Annotated in this window: 21 protein-coding genes; 5 read left to right on the top strand and 16 right to left on the bottom strand. The window is 35.8% G+C overall.

Translation table 11 applies throughout. The annotated features are described in order from the left end of the window. Positions 1-225 precede the first annotated feature (225 nt). The 5 genes from gntK to FDO66_RS00255 form a co-directional block, all read right to left on the bottom strand. A complete protein-coding gene (gntK, locus tag FDO66_RS00275; protein WP_141430409.1) occupies positions 226-1,770 on the bottom strand; it encodes a gluconokinase in 1,545 nt (514 codons plus the stop codon). Between the two features lie 143 nt (positions 1,771-1,913). Continuing rightward, positions 1,914-3,239: a GntP family permease gene (locus FDO66_RS00270; protein WP_141430408.1), complete on the bottom strand. Its 1,326-nt coding sequence runs from the start codon at positions 3,237-3,239 to the stop codon at positions 1,914-1,916. A gap of 531 nt (positions 3,240-3,770) precedes the next feature. Continuing rightward, positions 3,771-5,495, bottom strand: a complete 1,725-nt coding sequence (locus FDO66_RS00265) for an MFS transporter (protein WP_141430407.1) — start codon at positions 5,493-5,495, stop codon at positions 3,771-3,773. Continuing rightward, positions 5,492-6,019, bottom strand: a complete 528-nt coding sequence (locus FDO66_RS00260) for a PadR family transcriptional regulator (RefSeq protein ID WP_141430406.1) — start codon at positions 6,017-6,019, stop codon at positions 5,492-5,494. Before FDO66_RS00260 ends, FDO66_RS00265 begins: the two co-directional genes overlap by 4 nt. A gap of 131 nt (positions 6,020-6,150) precedes the next feature. Then, positions 6,151-6,399, bottom strand: coding sequence for an alpha/beta-type small acid-soluble spore protein (locus tag FDO66_RS00255; protein WP_141430405.1), 249 nt, complete (start codon positions 6,397-6,399; stop codon positions 6,151-6,153). Positions 6,400-6,515: 116 nt separating this feature from the next. Between FDO66_RS00255 and FDO66_RS00250 the strand changes: the two genes are divergently transcribed. Next, positions 6,516-7,076, top strand: a complete 561-nt coding sequence (locus FDO66_RS00250; RefSeq protein ID WP_141430404.1) for a TetR/AcrR family transcriptional regulator — start codon at positions 6,516-6,518, stop codon at positions 7,074-7,076. Positions 7,077-7,102: 26 nt separating this feature from the next. Further along, positions 7,103-8,332 (top strand): beta-ketoacyl-ACP synthase II, encoded by a 1,230-nt coding sequence (gene fabF, locus FDO66_RS00245; RefSeq protein ID WP_141430403.1) that lies wholly within the window; start codon positions 7,103-7,105, stop codon positions 8,330-8,332. A gap of 85 nt (positions 8,333-8,417) precedes the next feature. Here fabF and FDO66_RS00240 read toward each other — a convergent pair whose 3' ends face one another. Beyond that, complete coding sequence (locus FDO66_RS00240; protein ID WP_181444389.1) at positions 8,418-9,194, bottom strand: alpha/beta hydrolase; 777 nt, start codon at positions 9,192-9,194, stop codon at positions 8,418-8,420. Between the two features lie 140 nt (positions 9,195-9,334). On the opposite strand from FDO66_RS00240, the gene FDO66_RS00235 reads away from it, so the two are divergent. Together FDO66_RS00235 and FDO66_RS00230 are read left to right on the top strand one after the other, a co-directional pair. Further along, on the top strand, positions 9,335-10,027 hold the full coding sequence (locus FDO66_RS00235) for a response regulator transcription factor (protein WP_141430663.1): 693 nt from the start codon (positions 9,335-9,337) through the stop codon (positions 10,025-10,027). Further along, positions 10,011-11,258: a sensor histidine kinase gene (locus tag FDO66_RS00230; RefSeq protein ID WP_141430401.1), complete on the top strand. Its 1,248-nt coding sequence runs from the start codon at positions 10,011-10,013 to the stop codon at positions 11,256-11,258. Before FDO66_RS00235 ends, FDO66_RS00230 begins: the two co-directional genes overlap by 17 nt. A 122-nt stretch (positions 11,259-11,380) precedes the next feature. On the opposite strand, the gene abc-f is transcribed toward FDO66_RS00230, so the two are convergent. The 10 genes from abc-f to FDO66_RS00180 form a co-directional block, all read right to left on the bottom strand. After that, a complete protein-coding gene (gene abc-f, locus FDO66_RS00225) occupies positions 11,381-13,006 on the bottom strand; it encodes a ribosomal protection-like ABC-F family protein (RefSeq protein ID WP_141430400.1) in 1,626 nt (541 codons plus the stop codon). Positions 13,007-13,318: 312 nt separating this feature from the next. Beyond that, the gene (locus FDO66_RS00220) at positions 13,319-14,194 is read right to left on the bottom strand and encodes an RnfABCDGE type electron transport complex subunit D (RefSeq protein WP_258535511.1); all 876 of its coding nucleotides are present in this window, start codon (positions 14,192-14,194) and stop codon (positions 13,319-13,321) included. Next, positions 14,181-15,107, bottom strand: a complete 927-nt coding sequence (locus FDO66_RS00215; protein WP_141430399.1) for an FAD:protein FMN transferase — start codon at positions 15,105-15,107, stop codon at positions 14,181-14,183. The genes FDO66_RS00220 and FDO66_RS00215 overlap by 14 nt, the downstream gene beginning before the upstream one ends. Positions 15,108-15,123: 16 nt before the next feature. Beyond that, positions 15,124-15,546, bottom strand: coding sequence for an FMN-binding protein (locus FDO66_RS00210; RefSeq protein WP_141430398.1), 423 nt, complete (start codon positions 15,544-15,546; stop codon positions 15,124-15,126). A 263-nt stretch (positions 15,547-15,809) separates the two neighbouring features. After that, positions 15,810-16,736 carry a diacylglycerol kinase gene (locus tag FDO66_RS00205; protein WP_141430397.1) on the bottom strand — a complete coding sequence of 309 codons (927 nt, stop codon included), beginning with the start codon at positions 16,734-16,736 and terminating at the stop codon, positions 15,810-15,812. Positions 16,737-16,877: 141 nt separating this feature from the next. Beyond that, entirely contained in the window at positions 16,878-17,810 is a 933-nt protein-coding gene (locus tag FDO66_RS00200) for a DUF5668 domain-containing protein (RefSeq protein ID WP_258535510.1), read from the bottom strand. Positions 17,811-17,836: 26 nt separating this feature from the next. After that, positions 17,837-18,907 carry a hypothetical protein gene (locus FDO66_RS00195; RefSeq protein ID WP_141430395.1) on the bottom strand — a complete coding sequence of 357 codons (1,071 nt, stop codon included), beginning with the start codon at positions 18,905-18,907 and terminating at the stop codon, positions 17,837-17,839. After that, positions 18,904-19,362 carry a hypothetical protein gene (locus tag FDO66_RS00190; RefSeq protein ID WP_141430394.1) on the bottom strand — a complete coding sequence of 153 codons (459 nt, stop codon included), beginning with the start codon at positions 19,360-19,362 and terminating at the stop codon, positions 18,904-18,906. The genes FDO66_RS00195 and FDO66_RS00190 overlap by 4 nt, the downstream gene beginning before the upstream one ends. Continuing rightward, complete coding sequence (locus FDO66_RS00185; protein WP_141430393.1) at positions 19,359-19,910, bottom strand: RNA polymerase sigma factor; 552 nt, start codon at positions 19,908-19,910, stop codon at positions 19,359-19,361. Before FDO66_RS00185 ends, FDO66_RS00190 begins: the two co-directional genes overlap by 4 nt. A gap of 164 nt (positions 19,911-20,074) precedes the next feature. Beyond that, the gene (locus tag FDO66_RS00180; RefSeq protein ID WP_141430392.1) at positions 20,075-20,866 is read right to left on the bottom strand and encodes a class I SAM-dependent methyltransferase; all 792 of its coding nucleotides are present in this window, start codon (positions 20,864-20,866) and stop codon (positions 20,075-20,077) included. Between the two features lie 291 nt (positions 20,867-21,157). Between FDO66_RS00180 and plsY the strand changes: the two genes are divergently transcribed. Further along, positions 21,158-21,769: a glycerol-3-phosphate 1-O-acyltransferase PlsY gene (plsY, locus tag FDO66_RS00175; RefSeq protein ID WP_141430391.1), complete on the top strand. Its 612-nt coding sequence runs from the start codon at positions 21,158-21,160 to the stop codon at positions 21,767-21,769. The last annotated feature ends 89 nt before the right edge of the window (positions 21,770-21,858 follow it).

Below are 21,858 nucleotides of genomic sequence, written 5' to 3'. Positions count from 1 at the left end.
GCACCTTGATCATCGGCGTACAAACTGGAGGGACTTCGACTGAGATAAAGGATACACGATGAGCGACAGCGAATCGATGTTGACTTATCGTAGGGAGAAGGCCTGAAGTTTGATAGCCGATAGGCGCTGAAGCTAGTCATCAGTCTAACTTTAGAACTTATAAATTCTGATAAGATAAAATAAAGCCAAAAGTGTTTGTCACTTTTGACTTCTCTTAAGCTTATATCATCCTAAAGTCCTTCTCTGGAATTCTGCAATACTATCATATTCGTCAGAAAGCTTGCGAGATACTCGAAGATAGATAGGGATTAATTGACGGTATATTTCAGTATTTTCTTTAAGTGGTTTATGCTGATGCGTTGATCCAACCATTTGATCAACAACATGTAACGAATCAACTCTTCCTAATGCATATAAACCCAAAATAGCAGCTCCAAGACAAGAGCTTTCAAAACTTTCCGGTACGGTAACTTCTTGATCAAAGATATCAGCCATCATTTGACGCCATAATTCGGACCGGGCAAAACCGCCTGTTGCCTGAACCTTTTTTGGAATGCCAATTTGTTCTTCAAGAGCCAATAGGACACTATACAAGTTAAATATAACACCTTCTAAAACAGATCGAATCATATGTTCCTTTTTATGATGCATCCCTAACCCAAAGAAGGATCCTCTCGCATTTGAATTCCATAAAGGCGCTCTTTCTCCTGCTAAATAGGGATGGAAGATGAGTCCATCTGATCCTGGAGAAACGCGGGAAGCAATTTTGGTTAATACTTCGTATGGATCAATTCCTAATCTCGATGCAGTTTCAACCTCAGACGAAGCGAGCTCGTCCCTTACCCAGCGAAAAGTCATTCCTCCATTGTTAACTGGTCCACCAATAACCCAATGCTTTTCAGTTAATGCATAACAGAACGTTCTCCCTTTTGGATCTGTAACGGGCTGATTGGTAACAGCTCGAATCGCACCACTTGTTCCAATGGTAACAGCTACCTCTCCAGGTTTAATAGCATTAACTCCAAGGTTCGATAATACACCGTCACTTGCACCAACAACAAATGGTATTGATGAAAGGATCCCCAATTCATTTGCAAGCTCTTCATCTATCCCTTGAAGATAGTATGTCGTTGGGACAGGCTCTGATAATTCATTTTTGGAAATGCCTGCAACCGCAAGTGCTTCTTCATCCCAATCGAGATTTTTTAGATTAAACATCCCAGTTGCTGAGGCAATCGAGTAATCAATGACAAACTGATTGAAAAATTTATAAAAAACATATTCTTTTATAGAGATAAATTTAGACGCCTTAGAGAACACTTCTTCTTTTTCGTGCTTTAACCATCGAATTTTCGAAAGAGGAGCCATTGGATGAATAGGAGTACCCGTACGCAAGTATATCTGATGTCCATTCAATTCATTTTTAATTTGTTCTGCCCATTTAACACTCCGATTATCAGCCCATGTAATGCAATTTGTTAGTGGTTTCCCTTCTGCATTCACTGCTATTACACTGTGCATTGCTGAGCTAAATGACACACAAACGATCGAGGAAGGGTCAATAAAGCTTTTCTTTACCGTCTGCTTAACCGTTCCACAAACCGCTTGAAAAATCTCTTCAGGATTTTGTTCTGCTGTTGAAGGGGTTGGTGTATGTAAAGGATAGCCAATTGTATGCTGGGCAATGACATCTCCAGCTTTTGAAAAAAGAACACTCTTCGTACTCGTTGTTCCAATATCTACGCCTAAAACAAAAATTCTTTCATCCATTAAACATTTCCTCCAATTCATTTACTACTAATAATGATGATCAGAACTATTTGAATAGAATAAAACATCAATTCCATATCTTGAACACTTGCCAATTAGGATCTATGTTTCTATTTTTGCTACACGATGCCTTTTATGGAGAATTAAATGAAGACATTTAAAATCAAAGCACCTCCGAATGCGATAAAAGAGAGTAATGTCTCTAAGACGGTCCATGTTTTAAATGTTTCTTTCACGTTTAGTCCTAAATACTCTTTTACCATCCAAAAGCCAGCATCATTAACATGTGAAAGCATTAATGAGCCTGCTCCAGTCACGATCACAAGTAATTCAAGATTCACACCTGACATGTGATCAATGATTGGGGAAATGATACCAGCTGCGGTTGTCAGTGCTACTGTTGCAGAACCTGTTGCGACTCGAATTAAACCTGCGATTAAAAAGGCTAATACGAGTGGAGATAAAGATAAATTTTCAGACATTTGAGCAATTGTTGTGCCTACTCCACTTTCAATTAGAATTTGTTTAAACCCACCGCCAGCACCGATGATTAGAACGATAGAACCAACTGGCAATAGGCAATCTTCTACTAATTTCTTAATGACTTTTTTATTCATACCTTGGCGTTTTCCAAGGAAGTAGAAGGCAGCAAAACAAGAGATTAATAGAGCGATAATCGGGCTGCCTATAAACGTTAATAATACGATAATACCAGCAGGAAAAGGGATAAATGGTGCTACAGCCGATAAAATCATTAATAGAACAGGTAATAGAATAATAAAGAAAGAAATTCCTGTACTTGGCAATTTTTTTGATGATGTTGTGACACGAATTAAGGTTGGTTCTTCTTCTGGAATCACACGTTTATAAATCCATTTAGCAAACAACGGTCCTGCAATAATTGCGGCAGGAATAGCAATAATAAGAGAATACAGAAGCACTTTCCCAAGATTTGCACCGTAAATACTAATAGCAGCCATTGCACCTGGATGCGGTGGTACGAGACCATGTACTATTGATAATCCAGCAATAACTGGAAGTGCAATCAACAATATATTTTGTTTAGTCGTTTTATGAATCGAAATGACTAACGGTAATAATATTAATATCCCAACCTCAAAGAATACTGGGATTCCAATGATAAAACCAGAAAATAGCATGGCCCATGGGAGCTTCTTTTCTCCAAAAACTCGAACAAAGAAATCAGCTACTTGCATGCCAGCTCCTGAATCAGCCATCATTTTCCCTAAAATAGTACCCAATGCCAATATTCCAACTAAATGCCCTAACACTCCTCCAACACCGGTTTCATAGGCAACTACAATTTTCTCCATAGATAAGCCGGACATTATTGCTAAAAATAAACTGGCGATTGTTAAGCTAATAAACGCATGCCATTTAAACCATGATACACCTAACACAACAATAACGATTGCTACTAGAGTAATAATTAGCAAATACATATCCATCCTAAATTCCGCCTTTCCCCATCAAAGTAAACTTTATTTATTTTAAAAATAGTAAAGATTTCCTCGTACAAAGGGTTATTTATAGATGATTCATATTATTAAAAAGGCTATCCTCCGTATTTGAAAGCACTTACAAAATTTCATTATAGACTCTTCAAATGATATCGTCTAATCCTTTCTAATAAATTAGTAATTTCGAAATCCTTTGTAAATCTTTTCAATCGTTTCTTTGTCACACCGTATAAAAATTTCAGCTATTTTCATACCTATGCTCCTTTTTAACATGGTCTAATATATTATTATACAAAAATTTTTTGTTATGTAATCGCTTTCGATAATTATTTTTTCATAAATTTGTACATACATGCTAGTTAATTCCATTATAACAAACAGCAAGCTGCAATTCTAATAAGAAATACACGCTTGCTGTAAAGTAATTAACCTCATATTTTCAGACCGAACTCCTTACTACAATTACTTTCTATATCTTAAACCTTAATAAATGAAGCTGCTAAATTATCCTTGTGCCTACTACACGGCAACTTCTTTACTTTTTATAGTTTTTTTACTTCTTCTTTTTATAAATACAAACCCAATCAAGCAGCAGATGAATACAAATGGAAGGCCGGCTTGATAAAGAGCAGAAAAGCTTTTTGAAAATGTATTTTTTGCATAATGAGAGACATCTTTTGTATAGGCTTGTACTTCTGTTTGCTGCTTTAACACTTCAGCATTGACCTCTGCTTTTACTTTTTCGTACACAGCTGGCTTTGCTGCTTCTCTTTGTTCTGAAGGCATTTGATCTAAGATTATTTTCACGTTACTGTCTATCATTTTATTTTGTTGTTCTTCTGTGATGAATGATTCTTGTTTCTCCGTTTTTTTATTTTCAGATTGTAGTTTTTCCTTTGTTTTCTTAATAACTATTTCTTTTGTTGAATCAGGTAAATTTAATTGAGCGACTTTATTTTCTGCATAATGAACCACAGTGCTTTGTTTGTCATGAATGTTATTGGTTAAACCAGCCACAAAGATTGCAACAGCTAGCACCACTCCCACCTGGCGGAGCATGGAAAATACACTTTGCGAAGCTGTTAGCAATTCTCCTTCGAAGGAAGAAGTGCTCGCTAAGGTAGCTGAAGAAATAACAAAGCTAAATCCTAAACCAAGAAGACTGCACAATAAAATAATGTCTAAAGACGAGCTTTCAATCGTTAAATGACGTAATAAATAATAAGACACGCCCATAATACTGAAACCTATCATAATTGGTATAACGAAGCCAATTTTTTTGACAAGCATTCCTGCAAAGTTAGCAAAAATAAAGATGGCCGCTGAAGCAGGTGTTAAAAGAAGGGCTGCTTCCAATTCCGTTTTTCCTTGGAATGTCGTTAAAAATTGCGGTAACAGAACCATTACACCAATGAAGAAGATAAATCCTGTTGTAACCGTAAGAACTGATCCCACAAATTGGCGATCTTTAAATAGCGCTAAGTTCACCATTGGATCCTTTACCTTATTTTCAATCACCAAGAACAGTACAAGCGAAAAGGCACTAACAACATAACAACTGATCGAATAAGTACTCATCCATCCCCATTCATTCCCTTTAATAAGAACGAAATTAAGCGGGAAAATAGTCATTGTTGAGAAAACTAACCCAAGCCAATCAATTCTTGCATGAAGCTTCGCTTCTCCTTTAATCCTAAGTAAAAATAGAGACAGAATCATTGCAGCTAAACATAAAGGAACGTTAACATAAAACACCCAATGCCAGCTAAGTTTTTCCGTAATCAATCCTCCAACGGTTGGTCCTAATGCTGTTGCTAACCCTTGTGTGGCTCCTAAAAGAGTAAGCGAAAGAACTCTCTTTTCCATTGGCATTGCAGCTACTCCAATAACCATGCTAAGGGGAATTAAAATGGCCGCTCCGAGACTTTGAATAAATCTTGCTGCAATTAAGAACGAACCTGAATCAGCTAATCCGCATAAAGCTGATCCTAGACCAAAAACAAATAACCCTACTAAGTAAAAACGATTTTTTCCAAACATATCCGCGAACCTGGCCATCGGAATAGCTAATACAGCAATCGTCATCGTATAAACGTTTAACATCCACGAGCTTGTTTCTAGAGTTGTTTTTAAATCATCCTGAATAGCAGGAAGTGTAATATTCATGATGGTAGAATCGAGCATACAAACAAAAATGCCTAAACACATTAATAATACAACTTTTATTCCACCTTGTTTTTTCATTTCCCATTCTCCTCTTTGGTTAAATGTTCGATTTCATTTTGAATCCACTCTAATCTATTCTTTGCTTCTGCTAATCCATAATTTAATGTCATTTTTTTAAACGGATCCATAATAGGATGCGTCTCTTCAATCTTGGTTAAATACTCCCATTGACTCTGTGCCTTTTCTTTTTCAACCTCTAGCCAATTTACTACATTTTCTTTGCCAGTATTTTTACCAAAAAAGATGCGAATCAATAAATCAGACCGAATTAAGGTAGGACTTAATGGGCTATCCATATAGTCCTGAAATTCTTGCTGTCCTTTACTCGTAATGATGTACAGATTTTTGTTCGGCTTCCCTTCCTGTTGAATGACCTTCTTTTCAATAAATTCTTCTTTTTCCATTCTTTTTAAAGCTGGATAAATTGCTCCAAATGAAGCATCGAAAAAGAAAGCAACTGACTCCTCCATTTCTTGTTTAATTTCATATCCACTCATCGGCGCTTCCATTAAAAACCCTAAAATAACATGTTGAATATTCATTTTACGACCACCTATTAACAAAGTTTATATTAACAATGTTAATATAAACTTTGTTAATATAAATGTCAATTGTTTTATTACAAAAAAAGCATGGTTTAAAGAAGATATCCCCTTTAAGCCATGCTTTGATATTATTTTTTCAGCTGTTCTTCTGCCATTTTTACCATTTCACGTACCATTTTCCCACCTAAGTTGCCGCCAATTTTTCCTGCTTCTTTAGAGGTAAGCTGACCATTGTAATCCTTATCTAAAGGTACACCCACTTCTTTAGCTGCCTCAAATTTTGCCTTGTCTGGATCTTGCGTATTCGCAATCCTTGCTTTTAATTGATCGACGCCAGCGCGTGCTTCAGGAACAAGTAATTTATTTCTTCGAGCCATGAAATTCCTCCTTTTTTCTTAGGGTTCCCATTTTCAGTCCAATCATGTTTTTTAATGCGAAGAAAAATCCACCTATCAAGTTTGACACTTACTTACTAGTAAGTTAATATAAAAAAATGAAAAATAGAAAAACACAAATAATTGAATTAACATTGAAGCATATTCAGGAAAAGGGCTACCTATCTTTTAGCTACGATGATTTAGCAAAAGAGTTAGGGGTAACAAAAGCAAGTATTCATTATCACTATGAAAAGAAAGGAGATTTAGGGATTGCCGTTTGTGATCGTCTTCAAGAAGGACTTGAAAAATCTTTGTTAGAAATAGAACAAGCAGCAATGAAATTAGAAGATAAGCCCTTGGAATTTATTTTAAGAAGGGTTAAACATATAGGGCATAATGGAATATGCCCTCTTTCTGCCTTACAGGGAGATTTTAATTTCTTGCCTAATTCTATGCAAGAGAGAATACAGGAATTAAGTCAAATGGAAATAGATTTTATCGTGAAGCTTCTTGATGAAGCAAAGAAGGAGGGTGCTCTTCATCCATCCAAAAATAGTCATGAATTAGCTATTCTTCTCATATCCAGCACGAAGGGGGCACTACAGTATCGACGTGTATTAGGAGATGAATTTTTTTCAAGCGTATTAGAACAAATGAAAACCGCTTTAAAAAATTGATTAATCAGTCAAAAGGAGCATATACAATGGGACGTAGAGTTGTCGTAACAGGATATGGTGTGGTATCACCTTTGGGAAATGATGTAGATGCACTATGGAAAAATATCAGTGAAGGTAAGTCTGGCATTAAAAAAATTCAAGCTGACGGCTTTCAAGATATCCAAACACAAATTGCTGGTTTTATTAACGATTTTCCTGCCGAAGAATATTTCGATAAAAAAGAGCTTGGAAAGTATGATTTATTTATACAATATGCATATGCAGCTGCTAAACAAGCTTTAGATCAATCAAAGCTGGATTTAGATTCACAAAACAAAGAACGATATGGTGTTTATATTGGATCTGGAATTGGCGGGATAACTACAACTTTAGAAAATCACAAGCTCTTATTGGAAAAAGGGGCAAGAAGAGTATCACCCTTTATGGTTCCGATGATGATTAGCAATATGGCAGGCGGGATTATTGCCATTAAAACAGGCTTTAGAGGCCCTAGCTTTTCTCCTGTGTCGGCTTGTGCAACAGGAAATCAAGCCATTGGTGAAGCTTTTTTAAATATTTTACACGGTTACTCTGATGCAATTCTCGCTGGAGGTGCTGAAGCTACTATCAATCCTTTAGCTTTCGCTGGCTTCTCAAGAATGAGAGCTATGTCTACTAATAATGATAACCCAGAAAAAGCGAGTCGCCCTTTTGACAGTGGACGAGACGGGTTTGTGATGTCAGAAGGAGCAGGTGTTTTATTACTCGAGGAATATGAACATGCTAAGAATAGAGGGGCAACTATTTTAGGTGAGATTATTGGCTACGGTTCAACAACAGATGCTTTTCATATTACGTCTCCAGATCCTCAAGGAGCAGCAAATGCAATGAAACGAGCATTGGAAATGGCCCAAATCCATCCTTCTGATATAGATTATATTAACGCACATGGAACGAGTACTCCTGAAGGAGATAAATCAGAAACAAAGGCAATAAAAAATACATTTGGTTCTCACGCTTATCATCTAAAGGTTAGCTCAACCAAATCCATGACTGGACACCTCTTTGGTGCAGCAGGTGGAATTGAGGCTATTATCACACTTAAAAGCATCATGGAGGATATCGCTCCTCCTACGATCAATTTAGAAAATCCAGATGAAGAATGTGATTTGGATTATGTGCCAAATCAAGCGGTAAAAACAACGATAAACTATGCACTCTCAAATGGATTTGGATTTGGCGGCCATAATGCCGTTTTAGCATTTAAGAAATTTTAATAAGGTTTAAATAAATGTTGGCTCATTTTGCAAGAATACTTGTTAAAATGAGCCATCCAATCATTCGTGTTTTTATCTTCTTCCTCTAATGTTTTTCCTTTTTTCCTACATTTAAGTGTTCCTCAAACCATTTCGTTACAAGATCAATTAATTGCTCATAATGTTCTAGAAAGCTATGAGTAGCTCCTTCAATTATTTCCAATTTTGATTCGCATGATAGCAAAGACATAGCTCTTTTAGATTTTTCATAAAGGAAAAGCTCTTCTTCGTCTTGATTTCCATGAATGATCAACACGGGACAAGAAACATCTTTTAATAGTTCTTTTTGATTCACCTGTTCAAAATCTAAAAGCATTTGTTGATCGATCACGATTTTTCCTCTTTCCGGATTTGAAGTATATTGTGTAATGTATCCCGTTTCATGCAGCTCTTTTATTTGCTCTTTTGAAAAAAATTCATTCCAATTATAGCTCATTGATTCAGTTGCAGCACCAGAAATGGCGATAGTTGAAATCAATGGAGAATAGCATTTTAAACAAATTAAAGTACCTAAGCTATGACCATACAAAGCAATTTTTCTATACCCCTTGCTCTTCATAAAAGAAATGGCAGCTTGCAAATCATCTGCTTCCTTTGCAACAGTTAACCGTTCATCCTCGCTTTCCCCACATCCGCTGAAGTCAAACGCTAATGCATCAAAGCCTGAAGCATTAAAAGCAGCAGCTAATCTTGGAAATCTACCTTTCGAATCTTTGTTAGACAAAAAGCCATGACACATAATAATGACGGTATCTGACCCTACTGCATATAAATGTCCTACCAATTTTAACCCTCTTGAATTGCTAAATATAACTTTTTCCACCCTCATCACCTACTTTCAAAAAATTACCTGCCCCTTAAGTTAATGAAATTTTAAAATAAAACGAGTATCATTAACAATAGAACTATCCGAAATTATCCATTTTTAGCTTAAGAGAAAATGTACAAGCTGGAGGAATAATGTTGAACATTTTAATCGTTGAGGATGAAAAACCTCTTTTAGAAGGAATTGTCAGCTTATTAGAGGAGGAAGGATACATAGTAGAGTCCTCTTTAAACGGAAAAGAAGGATTACTATTAGCAAAGCAAAATATTTTTGATGCCATTATTTTAGATGTTATGCTTCCTGAAATAGACGGTTTTTCTCTTTTAAAAAGTTTAAGAGGAGACTCTATTCAAACCCCTGTCTTATTCCTAACAGCAAAGGATAGCATAGAAGACAGAGTCAAGGGACTTGATTATGGAGCAAATGATTATCTTATCAAACCATTTGCCACTCCTGAATTATTGGCAAGATTACGAGTATTGCTTCGGCAAAGAAATATAGATGAAGAAGGATTTCTTTCTTATGGCCCACTTAAAATTAATCCCATTAACCATACTGGGTATGCCGGGGAGCATTTATTGAGTTTGACAGTGAAGGAATTTCAGCTCCTAGAATATTTATTAAGAAATAAGGAACAAATCCTTATTCGAGATCAGATTTTTAATCGAATTTGGGGATTTTCATCGGATGCCGGAGTTGGAGTAGTCGATGTATTCGTACACCATCTACGAAAAAAATTAAGCAAGTATCAATGTGAGCATTATATTAAAACCGTTCGAGGAATCGGATTTATGCTTCAAGGAGATCCAGAAAATGTTCCGAAAAACTAGAATTCGTTTAGTTTTCTTAAATACAATCGTCTTCTTCTTCATTTTAGTCGCCTTTGGGATCACCTTGTACTTATATATGCATCAAAAAATTATTACTGGAGTGGATGAGGAGCTTGTTTCCATTTCGCAAAAGCTAGAAAAAAAGAATTTCACAGAAATTCAAAAGGGGCATGACAAAGATGAAGAAAAAAGAATTGTTTATTTATTTTGGGATCAAAAAAATCAGCTAATGGGGAGTTATCCTCCGAATATTAAGTACTCCTCTAAATTAATCAATAAAATAACACCGGAAACAACACAGCAAAAAGAGTTATGTACAATAGAGATACATGAGCATACATACAGAATTACTCAAGTCTTTCCACTAAATCTTAGTACGTTGGATGGAACCAAAATTAAAACCATTGTACTTGTTTTCAATATTGATCCGGAAACTGAAATAATGAATAATCTTTTAAGCTTAATTGTATTAGGTTGTATACTCGGTTTAGTCATTTCATTTTTTACAGGCATTTTTCTAGCCAATCGTTCTCTTATACCGATTCAATTATCTTGGGAGAAGCAAACTCAATTTGTTGCAGATGCTTCACACGAGCTGCGCACGCCACTTTCTGTTCTCCAAATGAATTTAGAATTATTGTTTCGCCGTCCAAAGCATTCCATTGAAGAAGAAAGTGAAACGATCTATAATAGCCTGCATGAAGTCAAGCGTATGAATAAACTTGTAGCTGATCTCCTTACACTAGCTAGATCAGATTCGAATCAACAGCTTCTTCATCAGCAAACCTTTTTTATTGGAGAATTGATTGAACATGTGTCTCAGCAAATCACACCTATTTCAGAAATGAAACAAATTGCATTAAATACAGATATTGAAAAGAACATTTCTTTTACAGGAGATAAAGATCGTATTTATCAGCTTTGCTATATCTTATTTGATAATGCCTTGAAATACACGCCTGAAAAGGGAGAGATTCACGCATCTTGTAAAAAGGCTGGAAATACCATTCTTCTTATTTTCAAAGACACTGGAATTGGAATCTCCGAACAGGATTTGCCCTTCATTTTTGACCGCTTTTATCGTAGTGACAAAAGTAGAACACGATCTGAAGGAGGAACTGGACTTGGACTTTCTATTGCCAAATGGATTGTCCAAGCCCACAAAGGTGACATTAGTGCAGCCAGTACGCTAACGAAAGGAACAACCATAACGATAAAGCTCCCCATTTAATCTAAGTGACAGGTACTTTAACAGTCTTTATTATCTATAACGATCTTGATTAGGAGAATTGATTAAGTGCCTGTCTTTTTTTATTACTCCGGATAAACCATTTTTTTCTTTAAATTGATTTTTTATGCTCTTAACCGCTTCTTTTTCATTAACAGATCCTTATATTTCTCTTCTAATAACTGTTTTTCTTCTTCGCTGCTGACAAAAGATAATTTACTAATTGTCTCTGTTAATTCCATTTCTATCACGAGTAAATCTGTTTCTTCCGCTTGTTTGGTAATGGTTTTTTCGATTTTAACTATTTTCTCGATATCCTTTAAACACCCTCTATTTTTTTCAATGACAATGACATGAGTGGCCAATTCATTAATAAAATGGCGGTCATGAGTAACAAAGATAATGGTTCCAGGGTAAGCCTTTAACACCTTCTGCAGAGCTTCCTTTGTTTGCAGGTCCAGATAATTGGTAGGCTCATCGAGTAATAAAACATTGTAATCCCCTAAAAACACTTTTACTAAGGCTGTTTTGACTCTTTCTCCTCCACTTAACTGATAAACTTTTTTATGGATCTCTTCTCGTTTAATAAGCAGCCTTGATAAAACGGTACGAATAAAATGCTCCTCATAGTTACTTGTTTCTTTCACATTCTCTAGTATGGTCTTGTTCTCATCTAGATTTTCTAGCTGTTGATGAAAAAAACCGATTGTCACAGGCTTCGCCATTGATATTCCCTTATGTCCACTTGAAATCATCTTTAATAAAGTGGATTTTCCAACACCATTTTTTCCTGTCACAGCTATTTTTGAACCTGGTTTTATCGAAGTATTTAATTCACTAAATAACAATCGATTACTCACTTTGGCACTTACATTCTGAAATGAAAGAACTGTTTTATTATGAATTTGTTTGAAGAAATTGAGGTCAAAAATAATATCTGCTTCTGTTTTAGGTTTTTCCTTTTTTTCAAGCTGGTTGATTCTAGATTGTATGGCCTTTACTCCTTTATCTAATTTTGCTTTCTGTTTACCAACGCTTCTTTTATGCAGCCTTGCTTCTGAGTTTCCCATTCTACTTGGAGTCTTTTTTAAAGACTTTGATTTTTGACTCCTTTCGATTGCAGCCTGTTCTAGACGCTGCTTTTCTTTTATATATTGTTCATATTCATAAAGCTGCCTTTCTTTCATCTGCTGCTTTTGAGCTAAATAATCACTGTAGTTTCCTTCAAAAATCGTCAATGCTCCATTATCGACTTCCCAAATAGTCTTACAAACTTGATTTAATAGCTCTTGATCATGGGAGATGATCACAATTCCACCATCAAACTCCTTCACTTCTTTTTCGAATTGCTCTATCCCTTGAACATCCAAATGACTTGTTGGTTCATCCGCAAAAATGAGCATTGCATCTGACGAAAAAGCGGTGGCAATTTTCTTTCTCGTTACTTCTCCCCCACTAAGTAAGTCACCTTTTTCTAAGGGAACCCCCCAATGATTTCTTTCCTTTGTACCTATTTCATCCATTTCAAGTATTTCAAGCTGCGGTATAAATGTAACCGGACCAAATAATTGGACAGTCCCCTGATCAGGCTCAAGTTCATTCACGAGCATTTTCAATAAAGTGGATTTTCCTTCCCCATTCTTGCCAACGATGCCTATGCGATCACCATGATACACTCGAAGCTGTTCAACCTTTATCACTAAACGATCTCCATAGCTTTTTTCAATTTTATTTGCTTCTAACAATAACATAAAAAAACCTCCCTAGAATTCTAGAGAGGATTAGTTGTAATATAGGCACACATAAACAAACTTCCCTTTATTCTTAAAAGAAGGGTCGTTTAAATTTGATATAAAGAAATGTTGTACCTAAAATGAACAGACTAATCCTACCTAGACGAACTATTTTTAAAATTTAATTTTAAAAATGTCTATAAAATAGGATTACTGCTTCATCGTATACGGTACCTAACCTTTCTTTCATAATTAATTCTATAATATGATTAATTTTCCATCCTGTCAATTCACTTCATTGATTGAGTTGAAGGATCTTTGAGCTGTCTTTTAACTCGCTAATCTTCTTTTCTTATTCAGCTTCCATGCTTTCCATCCATTCGCAGCAAGCAGGCCTGTTAATAAGAAGGTAACGCCTCCGAATAAAAGGAAATGTACTAGACTAACTATTGCTGCAATGATTCCAAACCAAATTTGGTCCTTATATTTAGCCGGTGATGTAGGTGGATCCGTTACCATGAAGAAAGCTAAAAATAAAATAGAATTAATATAAGGGATTTGATACAAATATGCAGCGGAAGGATTTCTAAGCAATACAAGCCCTAAAAGGATTAGAAAAATGGTGCATAAAAAGGTAAATACCTGTGGGAACTTGTTCACTTTATTCGTTATCCAATACCCTCCAACCGCAACAAAGAGCATGCACCAGGCTGGAAATAACGATAATCCTCCCCACCAGCTTTGTCCATTAGAAAAGATCACAGCTGTTGTCAACAACCCAAAGGCTGCAGGATTAAAAATCGCTTTTTTATTATATTTTAATAAAAACTTTGAAAGAATGGCGACAACAGAAGTAATAATCGTAATATAAAAAGGTGTAGCTGCACTTAAAACAAGGGCGATAATCATCCCTGTCACAATTGCTCCATCAGGAAAGCGCCATTTCTGATTAGTTAATTTTTTTACTAAATATTCAGTAAGGACAGCAGATAGAATAGAAACACCTGTTGATTTTGCTCCTAAAAAAGCTGGATCATTTATGGACCCAATTGCCATCAATAAAAAAAGAATCGCTATTAATAATTTTTTTGGGGCTTTAATTAATTTTTGAACTCGACTGACTAAATAAGCTGAAGCTCCTTCTATACCCGTATTATCTGGATGATGCTTTTCCATTCGGCTTGGTCCACCATTATAAGTACTCAATGGAAAAACCTCCTATTCCTTTTGTCGTATGCATGGTTAATTCTGGTGATATTAAGATCCCTTCCACTCCCTCTTCTTCCAAAAAAGCAATTCCTTTCACTGGTCCAAGTAAAAAGGCTGATGTAGAAAAAGCATCAGCGAGCATCGCATATGGAGCAATAGCCGTGCAGCTGATGATTTCGTTTTGCGCATTTCCTGTTTTAGCATGTATAAGATGATGATTGGCACGATTTTCTTTATATCTTTCATAGCTGCCAGATGTACAAATAGAAACATTAGTGCCTTTTATTTTAGCAATGATTTTATCCTTCTCTAAGGGATGCCGAATTCCTATTTCCCAATGTTCCCCTTTTTCATTGAGACCTTTTACATATAAGTCCCCTCCAGCATCGATCACAAAACCTTCAATATCCTCCAACTCTCGAGCTGCTAAATCAATCGCTGCTCCTTTAGCTATAGCTCCAAAATCGAGAACAAGTGGTTTTTTTAGTGTGATCGTATGATGGGTTCTATCACAGTAAATATCCTTATGGCTTACATCAGACCTTTTGATAATCGCTGTAGAGTGCTTTTTCCTAGATGCATACTCACGATTAAAGCCTATATCCTCTAGTGTTTTCCCAACGGTTGGATCGAAGACACCATCTGTACGTTCTGCTATCTGTACTGCAAACTGAGTGATTTCAAATAGAATTGGACTAACTGGAACAGCTTCACCTACTTTATGTACAAGCTGCATAAGTTCACTTTGTGGATTAAAACGACTGCAAATGTGTTCCACTTGATAAAAAATGTTGAGGGCTTGATCCACTTTTTCTTCCAGCTCAGCTTGAGTATTAGTAGAAGAAGCCGTTTTAATTTGGATGATCGTATCCATTGCTAAAGCGACTTTTATGACATTTACTTTTGGCATCGTTTCCGCTCCTTTGCTACGCTTGCTTAGCTTGCTGCAGGGCATCATCTACAGCGTTTTGAAAATCCTCCGTGCTAAGTGTAGCTCCACTGACAACATCAACATCTGAGCTTTGCCGTACTAGCACTTCGTTGGGAAGATGTTGGATATATGATACAGAATAGCTTGTCGTGCTATTGGTAATTTCTACAGATGTTATGACATCGCTTTTAATGGATACAGCCACCTCGACCGCTCCAATGCGATTCTCTCCCACCCCTGTGTAGGTTCCATCCTTATACGTATACGCTTTTTTTGTTGCCCCTTGCCCGAGTTGAAATTCTTTTGTCGATTGTGGAGCCTGCACAGCAATTGTATCTGCTGCTGCTATCCCTGTAACATAGATAGCTCCAATCGCAGCTGTACATAAAGTAATCATTTTTTTATTCATTTGAGCCATAAAAAATTGACCTCCTTGAGGAAAATGTTCAGATTTTCCATTCTAATATCTGATTAACTTACACTTTACAGATCAATTTTTAAAAAACGCTTAAAATACTTAAGAATTCCAAAAAATTACATGTTTTGTCATAAAAAGATGTAATTGCGTAGGAAATTCTTTTTTTCAGATATCGTGGTTAGATCCCTGTACTAACGCTTGATCGATAAAAAAATTTCCTTTCATCATGTAAAAAACTCGCTCCAACAAGGGAACGAGTTTTTTTATCTTGTAATGTAATCTGGCTTATCTTCTTCACGAATTTGGTCAATTGGTACAAAGACATCTAGGTGACGATATAAATTTTCAAACTCAGCTGGCAATAAACCACCAAACTCACCATCTAAATTTAATTGTACCTTTTCGTTTGAATGAATTTTAATTCGATTGGCATTTGTATAAATAACATTCGGATCATTGATATGTTCACCGCGAATCGCTAAAGTGGCGATTCGAATAAAATCAGCTAGATTTGTCTTTTTTAAAATTAGAAGAGAAAACAGACCGTCATTAATCGAAGAGTTAGGAGCAAGCTTCTCAAACCCGCCAATAGAATTTGTCAGTCCAATCAGAAAAAGCATGACTTCTCCTTCAAATATTTTGCCATCGTATTCTATCGATACTTGAGTAGCATTAAGTGAAGGCAGCATTTCAATCCCTTTTAAATAATAAGCTAATTGACCGATCATCGTCTTTAATTTACTTGGCACTTCATAGGTGAGCTCTGTTAATCGACCGCCACCGCTAATGTTAATAAAGTATTTATCATTCATTCGACCAATATCCACTGGAATGGTATCGCCCTTTGTAATAATATCAGCAGCAGCTAATACATCTCGAGGAATATGTAGTGCTCTTGCAAAATCATTCGTCGTTCCCACAGGAATAATTCCTAGCCTTGGTCGATATTCCTGTTCCGCTAAGCCATTTACAACCTCATTAATGGTGCCATCACCACCAGCGGCCACAACAAGATCATAACGGCGATCCACTGCTATTCTTGCCGCACTTGTAGCGTCACCAGCTCCTGTAGTCGCATGGCAAGATGTTTCATAGCCAGCTATTTCAAGCTTTTGCAATACCTCTGGCAAATATTTTTTAAACATCTCTCTTCCAGAGGTCGGATTATATATTATTCTTGCACGTTTCATACTCATCATCCTACTTATCAAATATATAATGGAATGTACACGATCGTTAACTCTACCATTTAACATCATATCGAAAACTTTGGATTAAGGCAATTTTTCACGAAAAATAATCCTCAACCTGTAAAGGCTAAGAATTATTTTTTATTGCTTCAAGTTAATATAGGCACTATTTGTAATGTCAATCCGATTCGAACCATCCCCTTTTTGCAGGGTTCCATTCCTTCGAATCAATGAAGGATCCTTCATTTGTTCATCGTCTCCTTCGTTCTTTTCCTCTTGAATGCTCCACTTCTCTTCCTGTCCGTTGAATCCCTGGACCCCTAAAGCAGCTACTTGGATATTTTCTGATTCATAGAGATCCAAAGAGACCGTAGAAGAGTTGTCTATACGCCAGTTACTTAGCAGTGTTCGGGGTTTTAATGTAATGTCATTTCCATTTCCTTCTATTTCCATTTTAACATCATTAGGTATTAAAATCGTTGCTGATAAAGATGCATATCTTTCAAATGGTCCAGTATCCTCAGGCAGTTCCTTTACACTTACATAAAGGGTATCCCCCTTTATAAAAGTAGAAACATAATCCTCTGCTTTTGTCATGTTTTTGTCATTTTTATTCGCAAGCATTCTGTATGTTCCAAATATCGAAACATCATTTGATCCTGTCCCTTCCACTGTTATGGAGTCGCGCTTGGTCTGAAGAACAACTCGCTTGATGTTCTCGTCTACAGGCTGATTAAATGCTGGTAAATCCATTGTTCTCTCTTCTCTAGTTAATTGTTGATCAATTTTATCCATTATGCCTATGGAGCTTAATATAGAAAAGCCAATTCCAGCTGTACCTAATATTCCAATAAAAAATATGCTTAAAAAATCATATTTGATAAATGGTTTCTCTTGTTTTGACTGGAACAAAAAAACTAATATTTCAGCTCCAAGTACGACTAAAATAATGGGCCACCAGGACAGCATTACATTTGATACATCCAGCTTAAATAATTGAGTAAGCAGAAGAAACACTCCGAGGATTAATAGTGAAGTTCCCATTGAAAATGTTCCAACACGCCAAGTTCTCAAAGCTACATCCCCCCTCATGAGTAAATTTATAATTCTTGCTTGCCTTTTCTTTTGCTTCCAAATAACAGCCGGATTCCTCCACCAATTAATACAATCGATACTATAGACATTTGGAAATAGCGGTCAAACAAGTATCTTAAATCAATATCAATCAGTTGTCGAAGCATTGGGGAAAAAGCTGGAATGATAATGTTTGTCGTTAAATAATAGAGTCCTATGAATATAAGACCAATGCCAATCCACTTTTGATGATTAAATAAAGAAGCAATGATCGGCTTATCCTCTATCGGCTCCTCACCCATTTTTGAAGCTGTTTGCAAACCATCAAAAAAGCTATAAAACCAAATAATAGGAATTAGAAATAAAAAGATTCCTAATCGGAGCACATCCAAAATGTAAATAGAGAACAAGAAAGCACCCATAAGCTGTATTCCACGTTGCTGCAAGCCTAAATATAAGTGGCCAGCTCCAGGAAAAATTGATAAAAAGGTAGCAATCGCTTTACTCTTTTTTCCATCCTCTCGACGACTTTCAAAATCATCTAGAATGGTTCGATCAATTAACTCTTCCCCACGTTGCTTTTTGCCCAGCTGCTGCATCGCATCAAAGTAACCATAAATCCATATAACTGGTAATATCGCCCAGAATACTAAGAACTCACCTCGATGAGTTAATATCGCTACAAAAAACACCATTATTCCTAAGCCTAAAAATGTCGTTAATAGTGTAACTCCGCGATTCATTAACCCGAGATAAACATGTCCTACACCCGGTAAAAGGGATAATAGAAGGGTATTAAATCGATCATTATCCTCTGCTTTTTCAGTTACTGGCTGTTCAGCAATTGGCTTCTTAGAAAGCTTATTCGCCGAAATAATTGTATCCACTATATTAACAATAAAAAGGATAAACCCTAGAAAAACAAACAAAAATGCAAACTGATCTAAATAATAATCATTAGCAAACAAGATTGTAAAAAACACGAGCCCCCAAAACGAAATCATATAAAATAATCCACGCAGTGGTTTTCTTAAATAAAGCATTCCTCCCCCAGGAAAAAGGGAAAACAAAAAAGCGAGTATCGGACTTTTATTCATTTATTATCTACCTCCTTATGATTAGTCTCTAAAGAATCCATCCAAGCAAAAGTTTTATTCATGATCCCATCCGTCATAGACGATTGTTCTCCATTTTGTTCGGATAGTTGAATGCTTTCTGCATATTCAGTAATGGAATGAAACACACCGGTCATCATTAATAACAAAGTCATGGCAGCTGCAAGTGTATAATGGAACAATGCTTTTTGATAAAACGGAGTTGCTTTTTGTTTCTGTATTATTTTTTGCTCAGATATGGCTTCCATAATGGAATTAGCAAAATCCGTTTCATCAATAATCACTGGGAAAGAATCCTCATGCTGTTCAATGACCCTTACATATAACTCTAAGCATTGGTCACAGCTATATAAATGTTTTTCATAAGCCTCTCGGACATGTTCTTCTAATTCATTATTCACATATTTCGTCCAATCGCTTTCAGAATAATGCCTCATGAAAAATCGTCCTCCTTCCAATGCTTTTTCATCCAATTACGTGCTCTATACAACTTAGTTTCGATTGTTTTTACTTGAACAGATTGCTCTTCTGCCATTTGCTGATAGCTTTTTTCTGCTATGTAAAAGTCATAAATAACAACTCTATAATTTTCAGGAAGCTCATTGAGCCGTTCTCTTACTTGTTTTCTTCTCTCTTTTATTATCATTTCATGATCAATGCTTTTTCTTTGAATGGAATAATGATCATGATCGTATTCAACACTTTCCACTATATCCTCATGTCTACGATCACGCTTTCTTTTGACATCAATTGCATGATTCACGGCAATTCTTGTCATCCATGTTTTAAAGCCTTGATGCTCATATTGGGGGAGAGAAGTATATATTTTGAGAAACACTTCTTGTGCAGCATCCTCAGCTTCCTTTTGATCCTTCAGTACTGCATATATCGTTCGAAAAAGAGTAGATCGGTATTTTTCGATTAAAAGGCGAAATGCATGATCATTGCCATTTTGTACTTTTTGAATTAATTCATGGTCGCTTATTCTTCTCTCCCCCCTTCTTTCGCTTCCACCCTATTAGACGAAAGATCTCTTATTTCCCCCTACAGTTTTAAATAAAATTTTTTCAACTTCCTATTTTCAAAGATTTTCTAAAAAAAAAAAGCTAATCCATTGGGATCAACTCTACATAAATACATAGGTCTTAATTATATTTTTTTCAGTACACATACATAGCATGCGTGAGGAATTGTGTGCACCATTTCAGTTCCAAACTTGTTGTCCAGCTCCATTAAGAGTTGATTCTTCGCAAAGCTTCTTTGACTTTCTTCTAGCTCTGTAAAATAAGAACGGGAAGAAACTCTGTCAGCCCACTCTTTATTTGTAAAAGAGATATCGTAATCAAGCTTATAAAAATCACGAAGTTCAAATCCTGAGTTTTGCCATTCAGTAAACCACTCAACGGGATAACCGTTAATAAGCTGCTTAGATATAGCTTTTGATCCAGCAGGTACAAGATGAATTTGAAAAACATCCTGAAAGAATGAAATGGTCGTTTGAACGACTGGATGAGCAGCAATAAAACTAGAATCAGCAACAATGAGTGTGCCATCCTTTTTTAATATTCTTCTAATCTCATTTAAAGCTTCATTTCGATCAAACCAATTCCATGCACGCATAACCGTTACTACATCATATTCATTTGCTTCTAGACCTGTATTTTCTGCTGATCCATTGTAATAGGGGATATTTAAACGATGAATATCGTTACTGCTTTTTGCTTCTTGTAGAAGCTCAAAGGAAGGATCCACCCCCACAACATTGCCATTTCTTAATTTAATTTTTCTTGTCAAAATACCTGTTCCACAGCCTATATCTGCTATTTTCTTGCCATTAATTAATATATTCCTTAACTGAAGGCTCTCAAAAAAACTGTTTGGGATATCTTTTTTTGTCCGAGTATAGTTTTTTACTATTTTCCCAATGTCTGCCTTATTCATATGTCCACCGCCGTATTACAATATATTAAGATTGTCAATCTCGTTAAAGCAATTATATGGTAATATATCACTAAAAACAACCTTTAAAGGATGTTGTTTACATTGATTATTTTAGAGATTGGTGAAAGCTTTGTGACTATTTGAAATAAGTTTCATAGATCATCCTACACTTATGTATGATGGCTCAGCTGGAATATTCCTTAAAAATCCAACCACTCCCTTTAAAGTAAAATAGACAAAACCATTTCACTTAAATATAATATTTTATTATTTTTAATAAAGGATGATGTTATGACTGCAATGATTTTATTAGCCTCTTACCTAATTGGCTCTTTTCCTACTGCTCTTCTTATAAGCAAGATTATTTTTAAAACAGATATAAGAAATCACGGAAGTTATAATCCCGGCGCCACTAATACGCTTAGAGTACTCGGTAAACGTGCTGCTGTTGCTGTTCTTATTATTGATATCGGAAAAGGAGCTTTAGCTGCTGCTTTGCCTCTTATTTTTTATCATGATTTAGATCCGCTATATGCAGGTTTAGTAGCTGTTCTTGGTCATTGCTTTCCAATCTTTGCAGGGTTTAAAGGAGGGAAAGCAATTGCAACAACTGCTGGCGCGCTTCTGATAACAAATATATGGATGTTTCTTGCCGCCTATTTAAGCTTTGTGTTGATCATTTACCTTTCCAAATATGTTTTTTTCGGTTCCCTTTCTGTTGGCATTGCATTAATTATTTATACGGTCTTTGAACCTGGTATAAAATACGAACTCATTTTTATCTTATTTTTTGTATTCTTAATCTATTTACATCGATCGAATTTAAAAAACTATCAAAATAAGAAAGAACCAAAAATCACTGATAAAACATTGGTAAACGATCGAATCAAGCTTGATCCGTAAATTCTTTCTAAAAAAGTATTGTTGAAATATGACAGCTTTTCCTGGGAAATAGACTTGGAAATTGTCATAAAATAAATGACAGGTATCTT

Source organism: Bacillus sp. 03113, assembly GCF_006546985.1.
Taxonomy (GTDB): Bacteria; Bacillota; Bacilli; order Bacillales; family Cytobacillaceae; genus VATK01.
The sequence above is the reverse complement of the archived record's forward strand: the minus strand, read 5'-3'. Positions and strand labels throughout refer to the sequence as shown.

What these genes read in the sequence shown, in the direction of transcription:
- FDO66_RS00180 (WP_141430392.1), bottom strand. Translation starts at nt 20,866, where the DNA reads ATGAATAAGGCAGACATTGGGAAAATAGTAAAAAACTATACTCGGACA.
- FDO66_RS00260 (WP_141430406.1), bottom strand. Translation starts at nt 6,019, where the DNA reads ATGAATATTCAACATGTTATTTTAGGGTTTTTAATGGAAGCGCCGATG.
- FDO66_RS00205 (WP_141430397.1), bottom strand. Translation starts at nt 16,736, where the DNA reads ATGAAACGTGCAAGAATAATATATAATCCGACCTCTGGAAGAGAGATG.
- abc-f (WP_141430400.1), bottom strand. Translation starts at nt 13,006, where the DNA reads ATGTTATTGTTAGAAGCAAATAAAATTGAAAAAAGCTATGGAGATCGT.
- FDO66_RS00215 (WP_141430399.1), bottom strand. Translation starts at nt 15,107, where the DNA reads ATGCCAAAAGTAAATGTCATAAAAGTCGCTTTAGCAATGGATACGATC.
- FDO66_RS00270 (WP_141430408.1), bottom strand. Translation starts at nt 3,239, where the DNA reads ATGGATATGTATTTGCTAATTATTACTCTAGTAGCAATCGTTATTGTT.
- FDO66_RS00210 (WP_141430398.1), bottom strand. Translation starts at nt 15,546, where the DNA reads ATGGCTCAAATGAATAAAAAAATGATTACTTTATGTACAGCTGCGATT.
- FDO66_RS00230 (WP_141430401.1), top strand. Translation starts at nt 10,011, where the DNA reads ATGTTCCGAAAAACTAGAATTCGTTTAGTTTTCTTAAATACAATCGTC.
- plsY (WP_141430391.1), top strand. Translation starts at nt 21,158, where the DNA reads ATGACTGCAATGATTTTATTAGCCTCTTACCTAATTGGCTCTTTTCCT.
- FDO66_RS00265 (WP_141430407.1), bottom strand. Translation starts at nt 5,495, where the DNA reads ATGAAAAAACAAGGTGGAATAAAAGTTGTATTATTAATGTGTTTAGGC.
- gntK (WP_141430409.1), bottom strand. Translation starts at nt 1,770, where the DNA reads ATGGATGAAAGAATTTTTGTTTTAGGCGTAGATATTGGAACAACGAGT.
- FDO66_RS00195 (WP_141430395.1), bottom strand. Translation starts at nt 18,907, where the DNA reads ATGAATAAAAGTCCGATACTCGCTTTTTTGTTTTCCCTTTTTCCTGGG.
- FDO66_RS00255 (WP_141430405.1), bottom strand. Translation starts at nt 6,399, where the DNA reads ATGGCTCGAAGAAATAAATTACTTGTTCCTGAAGCACGCGCTGGCGTC.
- FDO66_RS00190 (WP_141430394.1), bottom strand. Translation starts at nt 19,362, where the DNA reads ATGAGGCATTATTCTGAAAGCGATTGGACGAAATATGTGAATAATGAA.
- fabF (WP_141430403.1), top strand. Translation starts at nt 7,103, where the DNA reads ATGGGACGTAGAGTTGTCGTAACAGGATATGGTGTGGTATCACCTTTG.
- FDO66_RS00250 (WP_141430404.1), top strand. Translation starts at nt 6,516, where the DNA reads ATGAAAAATAGAAAAACACAAATAATTGAATTAACATTGAAGCATATT.